This window comes from Kineococcus radiotolerans SRS30216 = ATCC BAA-149 (genome assembly GCF_000017305.1).
Lineage (GTDB): Bacteria > Actinomycetota > Actinomycetes > Actinomycetales > Kineococcaceae > Kineococcus > Kineococcus radiotolerans.
Genome location: NC_009664.2, coordinates 1,765,520 through 1,784,916 on the forward strand (window position 1 = coordinate 1,765,520; position 19,397 = coordinate 1,784,916).

Here is a 19,397-nt window from a genome sequence, read left to right on the forward strand (position 1 = left end):
CGCGTCCCCCGCCGGCGCCGCACCACCCCCGCGCCCGCCGCGGGAACCCCCCACGAGAGGAACCACCGTGACCCACCACCTCACCCCCGAGACCCTGTTCGGCACCGTCGTCGTCGGCCCCGACGGCGACCGGATCGGCAAGGTCGACGAGGTCTACCTGGACAACGCCACCGGCCGCCCCGAGTGGGTGTCGGTGAAGACGGGCCTCTTCGGCAGCCACGTCTCCCTCGTCCCGCTGGCCGAGGCCAGCGTGTCCGGCGACACCGTCACCGTGCCCTTCGACAAGTCCCTGGTGAAGGAAGCCCCCCACCACGACCCGGGCGTGGAGCTCAGCGCGACCGACGAAGCGGACCTGTACCGCTACTACGGCACCGCCGGGACCACGACCACCACCGCGGGCACCACCACGACCACCACCGCGGGCACCACCGGCACCACCGGGACGGGCACCGGCACGGACCTCCGCGCCGGGACCACCGGGGGCGACGTGCGCGCGGCGGGCCACGACACCTCCGGCCCCGACACCGACGACGCGATGACGCGCTCGCGCGAGGAGCTGCGCGTGGGCACCGAGGTCCGCGAGGCGGGCCGCGCCCGGCTGCGCAAGTACGTCACCAGCGAGGCCGTCAGCCGCACCGTCACGGTCTCCCGCGACGAGCTCGTGGTCACCCGCGAACCGATCACCGACGCCAACCGCGCCGCCGCCCTCTCCGGTGGGGACCTCACCGAGGAGGAGCACGAGATCGTGCTGACCGAGGAGCGCGCCGTCGCCGCCAAGGAGACCGTGCCCGTGGAGCGCGTGCGCCTGGGCACCCGGACCGTCGCGGGGACCGAGACCGTCTCCGCGGAGCTCCGCGAGGAGCACATCGAGTTCGACGCCGACGCCGGGGTCCGGGTCGAGGACCGCGACCGCGCCTGACCCGCCGCCCCACCCCGCCCGACCCCCCGACCCCCCGACCCCAGGAGCAGCCCCGTGAGCACCCCCACCGGCGACGGCGCGCACGCCGCCCGCCGCGACACCCCGGCCGGCCCGCAGCCCGGCACCACCACCGGCGACGACACCCCCAGCCTCGTCCACCACTCCGGACCGGACCGCCGCCGCGCCCGCGAGGCCGCCCGCGAGGAGCGCCCCCAGCCCGCGCTGGACCGCAGGTCCGTGGTGGAGCGGGAGAAGAACGCCCACGGCGGCGTCAAGGTCGGCTCGGCGTTCTTCGGCTGGCTCACCGCCACCGGCACCGCCGTCCTGCTGACCGCGCTGCTCGCCGCCACCGGCACCGCCGTCGGGCTGGCCAGCAGCGACAGCCTCGACCGGGCGATCTCGGGCGCGCGGGACAGCGCCGAGCGCAACGCCGGCGCGATCGGGGTCGCGGGCACCGTCGCCCTGCTCGTCGTCCTGCTCGTCTCCTACTTCTGCGGCGGCTACGTCGCCGGGCGGATGGCCCGGTTCAACGGGGTCAAGCAGGGTGTCGCGGTGTGGGTGTGGGCCGTCGTCATCGCCGTCGTCGTCGCCGTCCTCGCCGCGGTCGCGGGGAACCAGTTCGACGTCCTGGGCCGGCTGAACGCCTTCCCCCGCATCCCGGTGGACTCCGGTTCGCTGACCTCCGGGTCGATCCTCGCCGTCGTGGCCTCCGCGGTCGTCGCCCTGGTCGGCGCGATCCTCGGCGGCCTGGCCGGGATGCGCTTCCACCGCAAGGTCGACCGCGCCGGCCTCGGCCGCTGACCCCGCCGCACGGCCCGGGGCCCGGTCCGCCGGACCCCCGGGCCGTGCCCGTAACCCACCACCGGAACCCGTCTCGGAACCGCCGAGGCGGGTTCCGCGCGTCGGGGGCGGGACCGTCCCCACCGCCCGCGCCCGGAGGTCCGGGCGACCTCGTCCGCGGCGCCCGACGAGTCGCCGGGCGGGAACCGGGGGACCACACTGGAGAGGTGAACCCGGTGGTGGTGTCCGTCGTCGTGGCCGGGGCCGCCGTGCTCGGGGGCGTGGCGACGGTGGTGCACGCCCTCTCCCCCACACGCCGGCTCGCGGAGTTCCACGACGCCCGGCACCACCGGGTGCCCCGGCCCCCCGCCGGGGGCGGGACGCCGCGGGAGATCGACCTGCGCGGGGCCCGCGAGACCTCCCGCGGGGGCGACTGACCCCGGCGCGGGAACCGGCGCGCGGGAACCGGGGCGCGAGAACCCGCCGGTTCAGCCGCCGACGTGGATGCCCGGGCGGCGTCCCGGGTCCGGTTCGAGGCCGCGCAGGATCTCGCGGACGACGGGGGCGGTGTCGCCGCGGCCGAGGATCAGGTAGCGCATGAGGTGGCCCAGGGGGTTCCCCTCGGACCACTCGAAGTGGGCGTGCGGGCGCACCCCGGTCGCGTCGCGCAGCGCCAGCAGGATCGCGGCGATGGCGTTGGGCGCGGCGGGGGCCTGGACCCGCAGGACGCGGTACGGCCCGACGCGGGTGCCGCGCACCACGAGGACCTCCGAGAACGTCGACGGGTCGACGACCTCGACCTCCAGGAACTCCACGTCGGCCGCGCCGGGCACCGGGTCCATGGCCCGCACCCGGGCCTCCTTCGCCGCGTACTCGGCCTCGTCCCCCACCCCCGGGCGGTTGGCGATGAGGTGCAGGGCGCCGTCGAAGGCCAGCGACTCGGTGAGGATGCTGCGCGCGGTCTCGTCGAACTCGATGCGGTCGGCCCGCAGCTCGGTGGTCCGCGAGACGCGGGAGACGAGGGACACGACGACGATCCCGGCGATGAAGAGGCCCGAGATGGCGATGCCGTCCGGCTTCTCCAGGACGTTCTCCACCAGCGCGTAGAGCAGGACCGCGGTGAGGACGGCGAAACCCGCGGTGGCCCGGCGCCGGTGCTTGCGGGTCGCGGAGACGGTCACCGCGACGGCGCCGGAGACCATCATCACGAGGATCCCGGTGGCGTAGGCGCCGGCCTGCGCGTCGACGTCGGCGCGGAAGGCGACGGTGATGAGGACGCTGATGGCGGTGTAGACGAGGACGACCGGGCGCACCGCGCGGCCCCACTCCGGCGCCATCCCGTACGTCGGCAGGTAGCGGGGCACGATGTTGATCAGACCGGCCATGGCGGAGGCGCCGGCGAACCACAGGATGAGGACGCTGGAGACGTCGTAGACGGTGCCGAAGCCGTTGCCGAGGTGCTCGTGGGCCAGGTAGGCCATCGCCCGGCCGCTGGCCGCCCCGCCCTCGCGGAACTCCTCGGCGGGGATGAGCACGGTGGTGACGAAGCTGGTCGCGAGCAGGTACACGCTCATGATCAGCGCCGCGGCGGTCAGCAGCCTGCGGGTGTTGCGGACGCGCGCGGCCAGGACCTCCTGCGGCGTGGAACCCTCCGCGGCGATGAGCGGCATCATCGACACGCCGGTCTCGAAACCGGACAGGCCCAGCACGAGCAGGGGGAAGGCCAGCACCGCCGGGCCCAGGACCCCGCCGATCCCCCCGCCGCCGGCGGTGAGCCGGTCGGTCCACCCGTGCAGCGCGGCCGGGTCGCGGACGACGTCGAGGAGCCCGACGACGACGACCGCGGCGTTCAGCAGCAGGAAGACCGCCACCAGGGGGATGGCGACGCCGACGGCCTCGCTGAACCCCTTGAGGAAGACCCCGCCCAGGACGAGCAGCAGGACCACGGTGATGAGCACCGCGTGCCCGTGCAGCGCGTCGGGCAGGTAGGGGTTCTCCAGCAGGTGCACCGAGGCGTCGGCGCTGGAGAGGGTGATCGTGATGATCCAGGAGGTGGCGACGAACCCGAGGAGGACGAGCACGGACACCTTGCCCCGCCAGAACGGCAGGAGGTCCTCCAGCATCGCCACCGACCCCTGACCGTGCGGGCTCTCCGCCGCCACCCTGCGGTACATCGGCAGCATCCCCAGCAGGGTCAGCGCGACGATGAGCAGGGTGGCCAGCGGTGAGAGCGCCCCCGCGGCCAGGGCGGCGATCCCGGGCAGGTAGGAGAGGGTGGAGAAGTAGTCCACCCCCGTGAGGCACATGACCTTCCACCAGGCCTGCGGGTGGGCCTGCTCGGTGGCGGCGACCGGTCCCGGCGGCTGCACGCGGTCGGCCAGGAGCCAGCGCTTCAGGCCGGTGGGCGGCACCTGCCCCGGGGTGGGGCAGTCCACCTGCGCGGGGACGGCGTAGTCGGGGGTGGCGCTCACGCCTGGTGCGCGCCGTCGCCGGGCAGCCGGATCTCGCGCGGTGCGGAACCGACCGGTTCGCGGTCCTCCCCGACCGTCACCTCGCCCTTGGGCCGTCCCCTGCGGTGGTCCCACACGTCGCGGACGACGACCTGGGCGATGCTCGCCACCGGGATCGCCAGCAGCGCACCGAGGATCCCGGCCAGCTCGACGGACAGCAGGATGGCCACGATGACCGTCAGCGGGTTCAGCTTCACGGTGCGGGAGAAGATCAGCGGCTGCAGCAGGTGGTTCTCCAGCTGCTGGTAGACGAGGAAGAACACCAGCACCGCGATGCCGGCCGGCACCGAGTGCACGAGCCCGGCGACCACGGCCACGACGGCGCCGATGGTGGCGCCGACCAGCGGGATCAGGTCGGCGATGGCGACGAACAGGGCGATGAGGCCGGCGAAGGGGACACCGGCGATCTTCAGCACGGCGTAGGTGAGGACGCCGCAGATGGCGCTGATGAGGAGGTTCCCCGAGAGGTACCCGGTGACCGACTTCGCGCAGTCCGCCCCCACGCTCCGCAGCCGGTGGGCCGTGGGCGCGTGGAAGAGGTTGACGAAGCCGTCGACGACCTTGGGGCCCTCCAGCACCATGAGGAACGCGAGGACGAAGATCGACGCGGCGCCGGCCGCACTCGTGGCGACGCCGCTGAGCACCCCGGCGGCGGGGGTGGTCAGGCCGGTGGCGAAGCTCCGGATGCGGTCCTGGTTGTCCTGCACGTAGGTCAGCGCGCCGGTCCGCTCCAGCAGGTTGCCGACGGGACCGCGACCCGCCCGGGCGTCGTCGATGAGCTGGGGCAGCTGCCCGGCGAACTTCGTGCCCTCCTGGGCCAGCGGGACGACGAAGAGGGTCCCGATCCCGGCGAGCACCAGGACGATGACCACGAACACCAGGAGCGTGGCGAGGGAACGGCGCTTCCCGCCCAGCAGGCGGCGCTCCACCCACCCCACCACGGGGTAGAGGGCGATGGCGAAGAACGCCGCCACGACGATCCAGGTGAGCACCTGCAGGGTCTGCAGCACGATGTACAGCACCAGCGCCGTCGCCAGCAGGAGACCGATGGCGGTCAGGATGGTGCGGACGGTTCCCGGGGAGGGGGCCCGCTCGTCGGAGACGCCGCCGAGGGCCGTCACCTCGCGGGGGGTTCCTGCGTCGTTGGTCACGAGGCACGATGGTGAGCCCGGGAAACCACCGGCGCGCGCTGAAACCCCGGCCGGGTCCGGCGGGGCCGAGGTTCACAGCGCCGGCGTGGGGAGGTAGGCCAGTTCCGGGCGCCCGGACCCGCCGTAGCGGGGTTCGCGCCGGACCCGGCCCGCCGCCGAGAGGTGCTCCAGGTAGCGCCGGGCGCTGACCCGCGACAACCCCGTCGCCGCGGCCACCTCCGCCGCGGACAGCCCCTGCGACGACGGGGCGGTCCGCAGCGCCGCGACGACGGCCTGGAGGGTCGGGGCGGCCACCCCGCGACCGGGGGCGGCGGTGCGCAGCTGGGACAGCGCCTCGTCGATGGCCTGCTGGTCGATCCCGTGCTCGCCCGAGGCGGCGGCGACGTCGGCGCGGAACCGGGCGTAGGCGCGCAGCCGCTCCTCCAGCGCGGCGGCGGAGAAGGGTTTCAGCAGGTACTGCACGACGCCCATCGACAGCGCCTGCCGCACGGTGGCGGGTTCGCGGGCGGCGGTCACGGCGATGACGTCGGCGGGCACGGCCGCCGCCCGCAGCGCGCGCAGCACCTGCAGCCCGTCGACGTCGGGCAGCGTCATGTCCAGCAGCACCAGGTCGATCGGGGTGTCGGCCCCGGCGGCCCCGACGGCGGCGAGCGCCTCGCGCCCGGAGTGGACGGCGGCGACGACCTCGAAGCCCGGGACGGCGGCGACCTTCTCGGCGTGCCCGGCGGCCAGCAGCGGGTCGTCCTCGACGACGAGGACGCGGATCACCGGGCGCCCCCGGGCGGCGCGGCGAGGGGCAGGCGGACCACGATCGTCCCGCCGCCGTCGTCGAGGGTCACGGGTTCCTCCACGGCGATCGTCCCGCCGTGGCGGCGCACGACCTGCCCGACGAGGGCCAGCCCGAGGCCGTGGGAGCCCTCGGGGGCCAGGCGGTGCTCCTTGCGCGACCAGCCGCGCTGCATCGCCCGCTCCAGCCAGCCCGCGGGCAGCCCCTCCCCGGAGTCGGTGACCCGCACCTCGACCTCGTCGCCGGCGGTGATCCGGACCCGGACCCAGCGGGGGTTCTCCCCGTCGAGGGCGGCCTCGACGGCGTTGTCGACGAGGTTGCCGACGACGGTGACGAGGTCGCGGGCGGGCAGCAGCCCGTCGGCGAGGGCGGTGTCGGGTTCGACCTCGAGCTCCACGCCGCGCTCGTCGGCCTGCGCGGACTTCCCGATGAGCAGCGCCGCCACCGCGGGGTCGGCGACGTCGGCGACGACGAGGTCGGTGAGCTGCTGCGCGGCGGCGAGCTCGGAGGTGGCGAAGGCGACGGCCCGTTCGGGCTGGCCCTGCTCGACGAGGGTCACGACGACGTGGAGGCGGTTGGCGGCCTCGTGGGCCTGGGCGCGCAGCGCGTCGGCGAGGCCGCGGACGGCGTCGAGGTCGCGGGTGAGGGCCTGCAGCTCGGTGTGGTCGCGCAGGGTCACGACGGTGCCGACGCGGCGGCCCTCCCAGCGGGCGTCGAGGCGGTTGACGACGAGGACGCGGTCGTCGGTGACCTGCAGGTCGTCGACGACGTCGCCGGGGGCGCCCAGCAGCCGCTGCACGGCGGGGGGCAGGTCCACCGACCCGTCGGCGGTGGCGGGCAGCAGCCGGCGGGCCTCGTCGTTGACGACCTGCACCCGGCCCGCGGGGTCGAGCACGACGAGCCCCTCGCGCAGGGAGTGCAGGACGGCGTCGTTGACCTCCCACAGCCGGGTGAGGTCGGCGGGTTCGAGGCCGTGGGTGGCGCGGCGCACCCACCGCGAGAGGGCCCAGGACCCCGCCACCGACAGCGCGAGGGCCAGGGCGAGGGCGAGCAGCAGGACGGGCAGGCGGTCGAGGAGGTCGGCGGTGACCGAGCGCGTCGTGACCCCCACGGCGACGGCGCCCACGACCCGCCCGTCCGCGGCGCGCACGGGCAGCACGGCCCGCACCGAGGGGCCGAGGGTTCCGGTGTAGGTCTCCACGACGCGGCCCCCGGCGAGGGCGGCCTCGGCGTGGCCGAGGAAGGGCCGCCCGACCTCGGCGGGGTCGGGGTGGGTCCAGCGGATCGCGTCGCGGTCCATGACGGTGACGAAGTCGACGCCGGTCGCGGCGCGGACGGACTCCACGTAGTCCCGGACGGCGACGCGGTCGGCGCCCGGGGGGTCGGCGAGGCCCTCGCGCACCGGCGGGGCCTGGGCGACGGCGGCGGCGACGTCGGTGACCTCGACGCTCGCATCGCGGCGGGTGTCCGCGCGCAGCTGCCACCCCAGCGCGGCCGTCGCTCCGAGGACGACGACGAGGACGACGAGCAGCTGCAGGACGAGGACGCGGGAGGCGAGGGTCCAGCGCCGGCCGGCGCGGACGTGAACGAAACGACCGGAAGGAGGCGCGAGCCGGCGGCGTGTGAGCACCATCACTCCAGTCGTTCACCCCCAGCTGTCCCGGACGTCACCGAGAGGGTCCCATGAGCACAGGCGCTCAGAACCAGTCTTCTGCGGTCTCCGTCGTGAAGAAGCGCGACCGCACCCACTTCCTGTACATCGCGGTGATCGTCGCGGTCGCCCTCGGCATCGCGGTCGGGCTGCTCTTCCCCGAGGTCGGCAAGGAGCTGAAGCCGCTCGGCACGGGCTTCGTCGCCCTGGTCAAGATGATGATCGCCCCGATCATCTTCTGCACCATCGTGCTGGGCATCGGGTCGGTGCGGGCCGCGGCCCAGGTCGGCCGGGTCGGCGGCACGGCCCTGCTGTACTTCCTCGTGATGAGCGGTTTCGCCCTCGTCATCGGTCTCGTGGTGGGCAACCTGCTGCCGGTCACCGACCTGCAGCTGACCGACGACCTGCGCGGCGAGGGCGCCAAGCTCGCCGAGAAGGCCCACGAGAGCGGCGGGACCACCGACTTCCTGCTCGGCATCATCCCGACCACGCTGTTCTCGGCCCTCACGGCCGGTTCGGTGCTCCAAGCGCTGTTCGTGGCCCTGCTGGTGGGCTTCGCCATCCAGGCCCTCGGCGAGGCCGGCCAGGTCGCGCTGCGGGCGATCGAGACGATCAAGAAGGTCGTCTTCAAGGTGCTGGCCATGGTCATGTGGGTCGCTCCCATCGGCGCCTTCGGGGCCATCGCGGCCGTCGTCGGGGAGACGGGCGTCGACGCCCTCAAGGCGCTGGCGACGGTGATGATCGGCTTCTACGTCACCTGCGCGCTGTTCATCTTCATCGTCCTGGGGCTGCTGCTGCGGGTCGTCGCGAAGCTGTCGATCTTCAAGGTCCTCCGGTACGTGGCCCGCGAGCTGCTGCTCATCGTCTCGACGTCCTCCTCCGAGACGGCGCTGCCGCGCCTCATCGCGAAGATGGAGCACGCCGGCGTCCACAAGTCGACGGTCGGCATCACCGTCCCCACGGGCTACTCCTTCAACCTCGACGGCACCGCGATCTACCTGACGATGGCCTCGCTGTTCATCGCCAACTCCCTCGGCACCCCGCTGTCGATCGGCGAGCAGATCTCGCTGCTGGTGTTCATGGTCATCGCCTCCAAGGGCGCCGCCGGGGTCTCCGGCGCCGGGCTGGCCACGCTGGCCGGTGGCCTCGCCTCGCACAAGCCCGCGCTGCTGGACGGCGTCGGCCTCATCGTCGGCATCGACCGCTTCATGTCCGAGGCCCGCGCGATCACCAACTTCATCGGCAACACGGTGGGCACCCTGGTCATCGCGACCTGGAGCCGCACCCTGGACCGGGAGCAGCTCACCGAGGTGCTGGCCGGGCGCCGCCCGTTCGACGAGACCTCCATGGACCCCACGCACCACGCCCCGGCGCCGGCGGAGGTCCGCGTCCCCGTCCCCTGAGGACGGCGACCCGCGTCCCGCCCCCGACGTCGCGCGCCCCGGCCGGTCCTCCGGCCGGGGCGTCCTGCGTGCGGGCGGGACCGGGACGTTCAGCGCGAGCCGAGCTCCAGCACCTCGGTGACCAGCGGCGCGATCTGCTCGGCCTCCAGCAGGAACCCGTCGTGACCCGCGGTCGAGGTGACGACCCGCAGGCCCCCGACGGCCGCGGGGGCGGCGTCGACGATGCGCTGGGAGTCCGCGACCGGGTAGAGGCGGTCGGAGTCCACGGCCGCGACGACCATCGGCACCGCGACGGCGGCGAGCGCGGCCTCGGTGCCGCCGCGCCCCAGGCCGACGTCCCAGGTGTTCAGGGCGTCGGTGAGGGCGACGTAGCTGCCGGCGTCGAAGCGGCGCACGAGCTTGTCGGCGTGGTGGTCGAGGTAGCTCTGCACGGCGTAGCGGCCCGGGGCGGTGGGCGAGAGGGGGTCCTCGCCGAGCTGGGCGGCGCGCCCGAAGCGCGCGTCGAGCTCGGCGGCGCTGCGGTAGGACAGGTGGGCGAGGCGGCGGGCCAGCCCGAGGCCGGTGTGCGGGCCCTGCCCGTCGGGTCGGTCGTGGTAGTCCCCGCCGTGCCAGCCGGGGTCGGAGAGGATCGCGGTGAGCTGGGCGCTCTGGGCGCCGATCTGGTCCGCGCCCGAGGCCGCGGTGGTGGCGAGGACGAGCGCCGCCCCGACGCGGTCCGGTTGCGCCGCGGCCCACTCCAGGGACCGCATCCCGCCCATGGAACCGCCGAGGACGGCCGCGAACCGGGGGATCCCGAGGACGTCGGCGAGGCGGGCCTCGGCGGCGACCTGGTCGGCGACGGTGATCCGTGGGAACGCCGAGCCCCACGGCCGGCCGGTGCCGGGGCGGGTGGAGGCGGGACCGGTGGAGCCCTGGCAGCCGCCGACGACGTTGGCCGCGACGACGAACCAGCGGTCGGTGTCGACGGCCCGGCCGGGGCCGACCAGCGCGGACCACCAGCCGGGGCTGGGGTGCCCGGGCCCGGCGCCGCCGCTGACGTGGGCGTCGCCGGTCAGGGCGTGCTCGACGAGGACGGCGTTGGAGGCGTCGGCGTCCAGCGTCCCCCAGGTCTCGTAGGCCAGCCGCACCTGCGGCAGGACCCCGCCCAGCTGCAGCGGGAGGTCCCCGACGTCGGCGAACCGCCTGCGCCCCACGGGGTCGCCCTCGCGCCAGGCCCCGCTGGCGGGGGGCACCCGGGGCGCGAGGGCGCGCGCCACCACGCCGGCCGCCTCCGGGGGCAGCTGCCCCGGGACGTCCGGAGCCAGCTCGCGCGCACCCGCACCCACGTCGACGACCACCACTCCTGCTCGACTCCCCGCTCGGTCCCAGTGTCCCTGACGCGGGTTCAGGCGGGGGTGTCGTTCAGGGCGGGTGCCGCGGTGAGGGCGGTGGAGGCGTCCACGGCGGCCGCGGCGGCGGCGAACCCGACCCGCAGGTCGGCGAGGACGTCCTCGATCCCCTCCAGCCCCACGGCGAGGCGCACCAGGCCCGGCGTGACCCCCGAGGCGAGCTGCGCCTCCGGGGTGAGCTGGCTGTGGGTGGTGGAGGCGGGGTGGATGACGAGGGAGCGGACGTCGCCGATGTTCGCGACGTGGCTGTGCAGGACGAGGGCGTCGACGAACGCCTTCCCGGCCGCGACCCCGCCGGCGATCTCGAAGGCGAGCACCGCCCCGGAGCCCTTGGGGGCGTACTTCCGCTGCTGGGCGTGCCAGGGCGAGGACGGCAGCGAGGCGTGGTTGACGGACAGCACGTCGTCGCGGGCGTCGAGGAACTCCGCGACGGCCTGCGCGTTCCGCACGTGGCGCTCCATCCGCAGCGACAGCGTCTCCAGGCCCTGGGCGATGAGGAAGGCGTTGAAGGGGGCGACGGCCGGACCGAGGTCGCGCAGCAGCTGCACGCGCAGCTTGGTGAGGTAGGCGGCGGGCCCGACGGCGTCGGTGAAGACGACGCCGTGGTAGCTGGGGTCGGGGGTGGTGAGGCCGGGGAAGCGGCCGGAGGCGGCCCAGTCGAAGCGGCCGGAGTCGACGACGACGCCGGCGACGCTGGTGCCGTGCCCGCCGAGGTACTTCGTCGCCGAGTGCACGACGACGTCGGCGCCGTGCTCGAAGGGGCGGATCAGGTACGGGGTGGCGATGGTGTTGTCGACGACGAGCGGGACGCCGTGCTCGTGGGCGACGGCCGCGACGACCTCGAGGTCGAGGACGTCCCCGGCGGGGTTGGAGATCGTCTCGCCGTAGAACAGCTTCGTCTCCGGGCGCACGGCCGCGGCCCAGGAGGCGGCGTCGTCGGGGTCCTCGACGAAGGTCACCGAGATGCCCATCTTGGGCAGGGTGTGGTGGAAGAGGTTGTGGGTGCCGCCGTAGAGGCGGGGGCTGGAGACGACGTGGTCGCCGACGGAGGCGATGTTGAGGATCGCCAGGGTCTCGGCGGCCTGGCCGGAGGCGACGAGCAGCGCGCCGATCCCGCCCTCGAGCGCGGCGATGCGCTGCTCGACGGCGTCCTGGGTCGGGTTCATGATCCGCGTGTAGATGTTGCCGGCCTCGGCCAGCCCGAACAGCGCGGCGGCGTGGTCGGTGTCGCGGAAGGCGTAGCTGGTCGTCTGGTAGATCGGCAGCGCGCGGGCGCCGGTGGCCGGGTCGGGCGCCTGGCCGGCGTGGATCTGGAGGGTCTCGAAGCTCCAGGTCGACGGGTCGACGGCGGGCGCGCCGGCAGGGGTGGGCTGGTCGTTCACGGGGGTCCTCCGGTTCGGCGGGGTGGGTGCGGGCGCTCTCAGGAGCGCCGACACCACCCGTCGAAGAGGTACGGACGTCGGCCCGGCCAGAAGGGGTCGAGGACGACCAGGCGCGGGAGCACGTCCCGATGGTGCCGCCGCGGGGAACCCGGAGGCAACTCCTCGCCGCCCCCGCCGCGCCGGTGCGGTCCCGGCGCCCGGCGCACCCCCCTCATGATCCACCCAGAGTGTTCCGGCGAACACACGGCGAAACCAGCACGAGTCTGGCAGTCTGACCACGCAACGCTCCGCGGTTGCGCGATCACTTTCAGCTTCGCCTTTCCTCCGAGCACCTACTAGCCAGTTGTGGAGCGTCCATGGACGACCAGCGCACCCCCACCGGGGAGGGCGCGGCCCGGGTGGCCGACGACTCGATCCAGCTCGTCCGCTGGGACGCCCCGCCCTGGGCGTCGCGCGGGCTGGAGGTCGAGGGCGGCTGGCTGCACAGCTACGAGGCCCGCACCGTGCCCCTCGAGGGCGACGAGGGCGCCGAGCGCCCCTGCCCGGTGCGCCTGGAGTCCACCGACCTCGCCTACGCCGAGCACGGGCAGACCGTCCTGCGCCGCTTCGGACCGCGGGTCTTCGTCGGCGACCTCGCCCAGCTGTCCCTGCCCGAGGCCCGCCGCCTCGTCGACGCGCTGAGCGAGGTCATCGACCGCGCCGAGGGTCGCTGAACCCTCCCGGCGGCCGGGGAGCGCCGAGCCCCCCGGGTGCCGGCGCGGGACGCCGGCACCGCCCGGCCCGGTAGCTTGCGCCCATGACGCAGCGCACCGGCCGAGCGGTCCGGATCACCGGACCCGGCACCCTCGAGCTCCTCGACGACGTGGCCGTCCCCGACCCCGGACCGGGCGAGGCCCTGGTCCAGGTCGCCTACTGCGGCATCTGCGGCTCCGACCGCGAGGTCTTCGCCGGCACCCGCCCCGCGGAGTTCGTGCGCTACCCCGTCGTCCCGGGCCACGAGTGGTCCGGCACCGTCGCGGCCGTCGGCGCCGGCGTGCCCGAGGGCATCGTCGGGCGCGGGGTCGTGGGCCAGGGCATCCGCACCGCCGAGGGCACCCCCGCCTCCGTCGCCGGCGACACCGAGGGCTGGGCGCAGGACTACGAGGAGACCGGCTTCACCCTCCCCGGCGGCTGGGCCACGTGGCTGACGCTGCCCGCCCGCTACCTGCACCTGCTGCCCGAGGACGCCGACCTGCGCGCCGCGGCCGGCATCGAGCCCGCCGCCTGCGTCGCCGAGGCCGTCCTGCTCGCCGACGTCACCGTCGGCTCGAAGGTCGCCGTGGTCGGCGCCGGCACGCTGGGGCTGCTCTGCGTGCAGCTGCTCAAGGGCGCCGGCTGCGAGGTCACCGTCGTGCACCACAACGAGGAGCGCCGCGAGCTCGCCGCGACCTGCGGGGCCGCGCACTACACCGGCGACGTCACGACGCTGGACGCCACCTTCGACGCCGTGATCGAGGCCGCGGGCGTGCCCGGCATCGCCCGCACCTCCGTGGGCCTGGCCCGCCGCGGCGGGCGCGTGGTGCTGACCGGCATCCCCGCCACCGACGCCGACGACCTCTCCTCCCTGGAGCTGGTCTCGCGCAACGTGCACGTCCTGACCGTCTTCGGCGCCCCGACGCGAGCCTGGGCCTACGCCGTGCGGGCCTTCTCCACCGGCGTCCTGGACCCTTCGCCGCTCATCACCCACGAGTTCGACGTGGCCGACGCGCAGCAGGCCCTCGACGTGCTCTCCGCCCGCACCGGCGCCCTGAAGGTCCTGCTCAAGCCCTGACCCCGGCGCCCGGGGTCCCCTGGCGGCGCAACGCCCGCGCGCATCCGGGTGGTCGCGGCCGCCGGCGCTCAGGTGCGTCGGCGGCCCGGCCGAGACGCCGGGGGTGACCCCCTCGCGACGCGGCCGCCCGCTCCAGTCGACGCTGCTCGCGCTCGTCCTGGTGCCCGTCGTCGGGCTGGCCGCCGTCGCCGGGGTGGCCGTGGACGACCGGCTGGAGCGGGCCCGCGACGCCGAGGCCGCGCTCGCCGAGGTGCGCGCCGCGATCGCGCTGGACGAGGTCCGCGACGCCGTCGCCCAGGAAGTCGTCCCCGTCCTGGCCGCGGCGGCCCTGGCCCGGCCCCGCGGCCCCGCGGCCGCCGGCGCCACCCCCGAGCAGGTCGAGCGCGCCCTCGGCGCCACGGCGGCGCGGGCCGCGAGCACGGCCGCCACCGACCTCGCGGTGGCCGCCGCCTCCCCCGTCGACGGCGAAGGGGCCCGCACCGCCGCGCGGGCCCTGGCCGGGGCCCGCACCGCCCCCGACCCCGGCACCGGCTTCGGGCGCTACGACGCCCTGCTGCACGACCTCGGCGGCCACGTCGGGGACCACCTGCGGGCTGCCCGCACCCTGGGCCTGGAGGGGGAGCTCTCCGCCGCCCTGAACGACCTGCAGCGCGTGTCGCGGGCGCACGCCCTGGCCGGCAAGGAGGTCGCCTCCCACCTCGCGGTCGCGGCCGGGGCCGGCGCGGTGGACCGCGAGGACTTCCTGCGCGTCTGGGGCGCCTACCACCAGGCCGCCGCCGACGTGCGCGACGCCGACGACGACCCCGCCGTGGCGCGAGCCTGGGAGGACGCCGACCGCAGCGCGGCCGCGCTGCGGGTGGACGGGGTCCTGGCCGCGGCCGCGCGCAGCGACGGCGAGCCCGCGCTGGGCGACGTCGTCGTCCTCGCCACGTCGGTCCCGGAGCGCAACGCCGCCCAGCGCGCGGTGCTCGCCCGGGCCGCCGGCGCGGTCGTGGAGCGGGCGCAGCGCCAGGCCGACGAGGCCCGGCGCCAGCTCCAGCAGCTGCTGGTGCTGTGCGGGGTGGTCGTGGCCGCGACGCTGACCGGCACCCTCCTCGCGCGCCGGGCCATCGCCCGCCCCCTGGGCCGCCTCGCCGAGCAGTCGCGCGCCGTGGCGGCCGGGGAGCTCGTCGACGTCGAGGAGAACGGCCCCGCCGAGGTCCGGGTCGTGGCGCAGGGCCTGGCCGCCGCCGTCGACAGCCTGCGCCGGGTCCAGGCGCAGGCCGACGCCATCGCCGCCGGCGACCTGGACTGCGAGGTCGTGCGCACCCCCGTCCCCGGGCCGCTCGGGGCGTTCGTGCACGCCTCGGTGACCCAGGTGATCACCGCCTTCCACGAGCGCGAGCGGCTGCAGGCCGACCTCGCCCACCAGGCCGCCCACGACGCGCTCACCGAGCTGCCCAACCGGGCCCAGACGCTCGTCCTCACCGAGCGCGCCCTGCACCGCGCGGCCCGCCAGCACGGCCGGGTCGGCCTGCTGTTCGTGGACCTCGACCACTTCAAGGCCGTCAACGACAGCTTCGGCCACGCCGCCGGGGACGAGCTGCTGCGCGTCGTGGCGTCCCGGATGCACGAGACCGTGCGCGGCGGGGACGTGGTGTGCCGCCTCGGCGGGGACGAGTTCGTCGTCCTCGTCGAGGGCGTGGAGGACGAGAAGGGCCTCGTCGACCTCGGTGAGCGGCTCATCCGCGCCGTCAGCGCCCCCGTCGCCCTGACCGGGCTCCCGCAGGCCCAGCACGTGCGGGTGGGGGCCAGCGTCGGGGTCGCCGTGGGCACCCCCGGCGCCCTGGACGCCGAGCGCCTCGTCCGCGACGCCGACGCGGCCGTGTACCGGGCCAAGAGCGCCGGCCGCGGGGTCGTGGAGGTCTTCGACGACGAGCTGCGCGCGGAGCTGTCGGCGCGCGCGGAGCTGGAGACCGCCCTGCGCCGCGGCCTCGACGGGGGCGAGCTCGTCCTGCACTACCAGCCCGTCCTGGACCTGCAGACCGGGCGCACGAGGAGCGTCGAGGCGCTGGTGCGCTGGCAGCGCCCCGGGCACGGGCTGGTCCCGCCGGACTCCTTCATCCCGGTCGCGGAGGCGTCCTCGCTGGTGTGCGACCTGGGCCGCTGGGCGCTGGCGGAGGCGACGGCGCAGCTGGTGCGCTGGGACGCCGAGGGCGGGCACCGGGCCGGCCTGGACGTGGCGGTGAACATCTCCGGCCGCCACCTCGCCCAGGCCCACCTGCTCGACGACGTCACCGACGCGCTGACGGCCAGCGGGATCGCGGCCTCGCGCCTCACCGTCGAGATCACCGAGACGGTGCTGGTGGACGAGCCCCTCGCCCTGGAGCACCTGCGCTCGCTGCGCGAGATCGGGGTGCGGGTCGCGATCGACGACTTCGGCACCGGCTACACCTCGATCGGGCAGCTGTCGCGGCTGCCGGTGGACGTGCTGAAGATCGACCGCAGCTTCGTGTCCTCCCCCGAGGCGGGCAACGGCGACCTCGTGCGGCTGCTCATCAGCGCCGCCCACAGCTTCTCCCTGGGCGTGGTCGCCGAGGGGGTCGAGGAGGACACCCAGCTCAGCGCGCTGCTGGCCGCGAGCTGCGACGCCGCCCAGGGGTTCCTCTTCGCCCGCCCGGTCCCGGCGGACGACCTGCCCGCGGCGGCGTTCGCGGTGGACGGGGCGGGGCGCGGCGCGCGCTCGTGAGCGTCCGGTGCGAGGGGCGCGGCGGGCCCGGGAACGGCGAGAGGCCCGCCCCGCTGGTGCGGGACGGGCCTCCGTGGAGCCGCCTCGGGGAATCGAACCCCGGACCTACGCTTTACGAGAGCGTCGCTCTGGCCGACTGAGCTAAGGCGGCGGACCTGCTGCGCCCTTGCGGACACGGTTGGTGAGCTTACAGGACACCGCGGCCCTTGTTCACCTCGACCGCGCGCCCGGGGGCGGGCCCCGCGCGGGGCCCGCCCGGCCCGCCCCTACCGCTGGGGGGCGACCCGCAGCACGAGGTCGCGCACCAGGCCCGCGACCGCCTCGGGGTGGTCCAGCGAGGGCAGGTGGGCGCTGCCGGGCAGCTCCACCCGGACGGCCCCGGGGATGCGCTCGAGCAGCTGCGCGGTGCGCGCCCGCAGGAACCCGGCGTCCAGCTCGCCGGTCGCCAGGACCACGGGCAGGTCCAGCTCCCCCAGCCGGGACCAGGCCTCGACCTCGCCCTCGCCGTGCTCGAAGGCCCGGTGGCGCAGCACGGTGCGGTCCATGTCGAGGAACAGCTCGCGGGCCGCGCCGCCGACCCGGCCGGGGGCGGCGAGCGGGCCGTCGAGCCACAGCTCGGCGTCCAGCTCGGCCGCCCGGTCGACGTCGCCGGCCTCCAGGGCGGCGTCGATCGCGGCGTCCAGCTCCACCGTGCGCGGTTCGAGGTCGTCGTCCTCGGGTTCGGGCGCCCCGCTGGCCGCGGAGGCGAGCAGCAGCAGCCCGGCGACCCGCTCGGGCGCCTCGAGGGCGGCGTCGAGGGCGAGGGCGCCCCCCATGGAGTTCCCGACCAGGACGACGGGACCGGTGGCGACCTCGTCGAGCACCCGGAACAGGTCGCCGAGGTGGGTGAAGTCGTGCCCGCGCAGCGGGGTGTCCCCGAAGCCCCGGCGGTCGTAGGTCAGGGTCGCGACCCCCTCGGGCAGGGCGGCGTCCCAGCAGCGGCGGTCCACCACCCCGGCGTGCAGGAACACCACGAGCGGGCCGGGGCCCGGTCGGTGCTCCACGGCCAGGGCGGTGTCCCCGACCACGATCGACTGCGTCCGCGTCTGCTCCATCTCCCCACCCTGCCACCTCCGCCGGCGGTGCCCGCGCGGTCCCCGCGGGGTCACGCCACGGGCAGGGCCACGGCGCACCGGGCGTCCTCGGCGACGAGGTCGGCGTTGATCGAGGCGCCCGCGAGGACCCCGGCGCCGGAGGCGACCGAGACCATGGCGGCGAGGTCGGCGACGTTGCCGGCGGCCCAGACGCCGGGGACGTCGGTGGCGCCCCCGGGGCCGGTGGCCACGAACTCCCCCAGCGGGTGCGGGGTGAGTTCCCCGCCGAGCTGGGCGAAGAGGTCGCCGCGGACGCGGAACCGGGGTGCGACGACGAGGGCCTGCACCCCGACGGGGGAACCGTCGAGGTCGACGACGAGGTTCCCGTCGGTGCCGGAGACCCCCCGGACCCGGCCCTCCCGGACCTCGACGCCGAGGGCGTCGAACTGCGCGCGGTCCTCGGCGGGGAGCTCGTCCATGCTGTGCCGGAACAGGGTCACGTGCGGGGACAGCTGCCGGAACAGCAGGACCTGGTGCAGGCTGTTCGGCCCGCGGCCCAGGACCCCGATCCGCTGCCCGCGGACCTCCCAGCCGTGGCAGTAGGGGCAGTGCAGGACGCTGCTGCCCCAGAACTCCCGCAGCCCGGGGACGTCGGGGAGCTCGTCGACCAGCCCCGAGGCGAGCAGCAGCCGCCGGGCCCGGACGGTCGCCCCGCCGAGCAGGACGAGTTCGATGCGGTCCCCGGCGCGGCGGGCCACGACGGCCCGGTCGTCGAGGAACCGGACGCCGTAGTCCTCGGCCTCGGCGCGGCCGGCGGCGAGGAGGTCCAGCGGCCGGACCCCCTCCCGCCCCAGGACGTTGTGGGCGTGGTCGGAGACGGCGTTGCGGGGTTCGCCGGCGTCGACGACGACGACGGACCGCAGCGAGCGGGCCAGGGCGATCGCCCCGGCGGTTCCGGCCGCGCCGGCGCCGACGACGACGACGTCGCACTCGAGGTCCGGGGGGTTCACGGGGTTCACGGGAGTTCCTCCTGGTCGGCGGTGGCCACCCAGACGGTCCGGGTGACGCGGGGGGCGAGGTCGGGGACCTCGGGGAGCGGGTGGTCGGGGACGAGCCCGAGGCCCGCGGCGAACCGGTCGAACCACGCCCGGGCGTAGCGGCGGGCGTCGGGGCCGTCGGGGGCGGTGGTGGTCAGCGACGTGCGGGTGACGGTGAGACCCGCCCGCCGCAGGGCGGGGGTCCAGTCGGGGTGGGAGTTCCAGCCCGCGGCGAGCGCCGCGGCGTGGGCACGGTCCTCGAAGTCCGGTGCGGGCAGGAAGCGCGGCAGCCCGTCGAGCTCGACGACGAGGACGACCCCGCCGGGGGCCAGCGCGGCGCGGGCGCCGGCGAGCAGTTCGGCGGGCCGGCGCACGTGGTGCAGCGACGAGGACGCCCAGACGAGGTCGACGGCCCCGAGGTCGGGGAAACCCTCGTCGAGGTCGGCGTCGTGGACGTCGAAGGCCTGCTGCCGCAGGCGTTCCAGCATGTGGGGGTCGTGGTCGACGGCGGTGGTGCGGGCGGTGGGGAACCGGGTGCGCAGCACCCGGGTGCCCGCGCCGGTGCCGGCGCCGAGGTCCACGACGTGCCGCGGGGGCGCGGCCGGCGGGAGCAGGTCGAGGACCTCGTGGAGCTGGTGGCCGAAGACGAGGGCTTCGAGGTCCAGCACCTCCTGGTGGCCCATCGCGTGCCCGGGTCGGGAGCGGTGGCCGGGGCCGTGCCCGGAACCGTGGTGGGGACCGTGGTCGTGTCCGTGCATGGTTCGAGGGTAGGCACGTC

Annotated in this window: 16 protein-coding genes and 1 tRNA gene; 7 read left to right on the forward strand and 10 right to left on the reverse strand. The window is 75.8% G+C overall.

Annotated features, from left to right (window positions below; all coding sequences use genetic code 11):
• The first annotated feature begins 67 nt into the window (after positions 1-67).
• The 3 genes from KRAD_RS08510 (at position 68) to KRAD_RS08520 (ending at position 2,136) form a co-directional block, all read left to right on the forward strand.
• Positions 68-919 carry a DUF2382 domain-containing protein gene (locus KRAD_RS08510; RefSeq protein WP_238985728.1) on the forward strand — a complete coding sequence of 284 codons (852 nt, stop codon included), beginning with the start codon at positions 68-70 and terminating at the stop codon, positions 917-919.
• Between the two features lie 54 nt (positions 920-973).
• Positions 974-1,720 carry a hypothetical protein gene (locus KRAD_RS08515; RefSeq protein ID WP_012085154.1) on the forward strand — a complete coding sequence of 249 codons (747 nt, stop codon included), beginning with the start codon at positions 974-976 and terminating at the stop codon, positions 1,718-1,720.
• Between the two features lie 206 nt (positions 1,721-1,926).
• Complete coding sequence (locus KRAD_RS08520; protein ID WP_157873548.1) at positions 1,927-2,136, forward strand: hypothetical protein; 210 nt, start codon at positions 1,927-1,929, stop codon at positions 2,134-2,136.
• 51 nt (positions 2,137-2,187) lie between these two features.
• Here the strand turns inward: KRAD_RS08520 and KRAD_RS08525 are convergent, their stop codons facing one another.
• From KRAD_RS08525 to KRAD_RS08540, 4 genes are all read right to left on the reverse strand, one after another.
• A complete protein-coding gene (locus KRAD_RS08525; RefSeq protein WP_012085155.1) occupies positions 2,188-4,170 on the reverse strand; it encodes an APC family permease in 1,983 nt (660 codons plus the stop codon).
• Positions 4,167-5,360 (reverse strand): AI-2E family transporter, encoded by a 1,194-nt coding sequence (locus tag KRAD_RS08530; RefSeq protein WP_012085156.1) that lies wholly within the window; start codon positions 5,358-5,360, stop codon positions 4,167-4,169. Before KRAD_RS08530 ends, KRAD_RS08525 begins: the two co-directional genes overlap by 4 nt.
• A 72-nt stretch (positions 5,361-5,432) precedes the next feature.
• Positions 5,433-6,128 (reverse strand): response regulator, encoded by a 696-nt coding sequence (locus tag KRAD_RS08535; protein WP_012085157.1) that lies wholly within the window; start codon positions 6,126-6,128, stop codon positions 5,433-5,435.
• Entirely contained in the window at positions 6,125-7,780 is a 1,656-nt protein-coding gene (locus KRAD_RS08540) for a sensor histidine kinase (RefSeq protein WP_012085158.1), read from the reverse strand. The genes KRAD_RS08535 and KRAD_RS08540 overlap by 4 nt, the downstream gene beginning before the upstream one ends.
• A 50-nt stretch (positions 7,781-7,830) precedes the next feature.
• Between KRAD_RS08540 and KRAD_RS08545 the strand changes: the two genes are divergently transcribed.
• Positions 7,831-9,201 carry a C4-dicarboxylate transporter DctA gene (locus KRAD_RS08545; protein WP_012085159.1) on the forward strand — a complete coding sequence of 457 codons (1,371 nt, stop codon included), beginning with the start codon at positions 7,831-7,833 and terminating at the stop codon, positions 9,199-9,201.
• An 89-nt stretch (positions 9,202-9,290) separates the two neighbouring features.
• On the opposite strand, the gene metX is transcribed toward KRAD_RS08545, so the two are convergent.
• Complete coding sequence (gene metX / locus KRAD_RS08550; protein WP_012085160.1) at positions 9,291-10,541, reverse strand: homoserine O-acetyltransferase MetX; 1,251 nt, start codon at positions 10,539-10,541, stop codon at positions 9,291-9,293.
• A gap of 44 nt (positions 10,542-10,585) precedes the next feature.
• Complete coding sequence (locus KRAD_RS08555; protein WP_049821126.1) at positions 10,586-11,971, reverse strand: bifunctional o-acetylhomoserine/o-acetylserine sulfhydrylase; 1,386 nt, start codon at positions 11,969-11,971, stop codon at positions 10,586-10,588.
• Positions 11,972-12,327: 356 nt separating this feature from the next.
• On the opposite strand from KRAD_RS08555, the gene KRAD_RS08560 reads away from it, so the two are divergent.
• From KRAD_RS08560 to KRAD_RS24120, 3 genes are all read left to right on the forward strand, one after another.
• On the forward strand, positions 12,328-12,684 hold the full coding sequence (locus tag KRAD_RS08560; RefSeq protein ID WP_012085162.1) for a hypothetical protein: 357 nt from the start codon (positions 12,328-12,330) through the stop codon (positions 12,682-12,684).
• An 83-nt stretch (positions 12,685-12,767) separates the two neighbouring features.
• Complete coding sequence (locus KRAD_RS08565) at positions 12,768-13,781, forward strand: zinc-dependent alcohol dehydrogenase (RefSeq protein WP_012085163.1); 1,014 nt, start codon at positions 12,768-12,770, stop codon at positions 13,779-13,781.
• A 103-nt stretch (positions 13,782-13,884) separates the two neighbouring features.
• Positions 13,885-16,509: a putative bifunctional diguanylate cyclase/phosphodiesterase gene (locus KRAD_RS24120; protein ID WP_012085164.1), complete on the forward strand. Its 2,625-nt coding sequence runs from the start codon at positions 13,885-13,887 to the stop codon at positions 16,507-16,509.
• 74 nt (positions 16,510-16,583) lie between these two features.
• Here the strand turns inward: KRAD_RS24120 and KRAD_RS08575 are convergent.
• From KRAD_RS08575 to KRAD_RS08590, 4 genes are all read right to left on the reverse strand, one after another.
• Positions 16,584-16,660 (reverse strand) — tRNA-Thr (locus KRAD_RS08575).
• A gap of 115 nt (positions 16,661-16,775) precedes the next feature.
• Positions 16,776-17,603, reverse strand: coding sequence for an alpha/beta fold hydrolase (locus KRAD_RS08580; protein ID WP_012085165.1), 828 nt, complete (start codon positions 17,601-17,603; stop codon positions 16,776-16,778).
• A gap of 50 nt (positions 17,604-17,653) precedes the next feature.
• Entirely contained in the window at positions 17,654-18,601 is a 948-nt protein-coding gene (locus KRAD_RS08585) for an NAD(P)/FAD-dependent oxidoreductase (protein ID WP_012085166.1), read from the reverse strand.
• The gene (locus KRAD_RS08590; RefSeq protein ID WP_012085167.1) at positions 18,598-19,377 is read right to left on the reverse strand and encodes a class I SAM-dependent methyltransferase; all 780 of its coding nucleotides are present in this window, start codon (positions 19,375-19,377) and stop codon (positions 18,598-18,600) included. The genes KRAD_RS08585 and KRAD_RS08590 overlap by 4 nt, the downstream gene beginning before the upstream one ends.
• Positions 19,378-19,397 lie beyond the last annotated feature (20 nt).

Excerpts from the sequence above, each read along its gene's own strand:
- KRAD_RS08565 (WP_012085163.1), top strand. The coding sequence starts at position 12,768 with ATGACGCAGCGCACCGGCCGAGCGGTCCGGATCACCGGACCCGGCACC.
- KRAD_RS08560 (WP_012085162.1), top strand. The coding sequence starts at position 12,328 with ATGGACGACCAGCGCACCCCCACCGGGGAGGGCGCGGCCCGGGTGGCC.
- KRAD_RS08540 (WP_012085158.1), bottom strand. The coding sequence starts at position 7,780 with ATGGTGCTCACACGCCGCCGGCTCGCGCCTCCTTCCGGTCGTTTCGTT.
- KRAD_RS08545 (WP_012085159.1), top strand. The coding sequence starts at position 7,831 with ATGAGCACAGGCGCTCAGAACCAGTCTTCTGCGGTCTCCGTCGTGAAG.
- KRAD_RS08590 (WP_012085167.1), bottom strand. The coding sequence starts at position 19,377 with ATGCACGGACACGACCACGGTCCCCACCACGGTTCCGGGCACGGCCCC.
- KRAD_RS08580 (WP_012085165.1), bottom strand. The coding sequence starts at position 17,603 with ATGGAGCAGACGCGGACGCAGTCGATCGTGGTCGGGGACACCGCCCTG.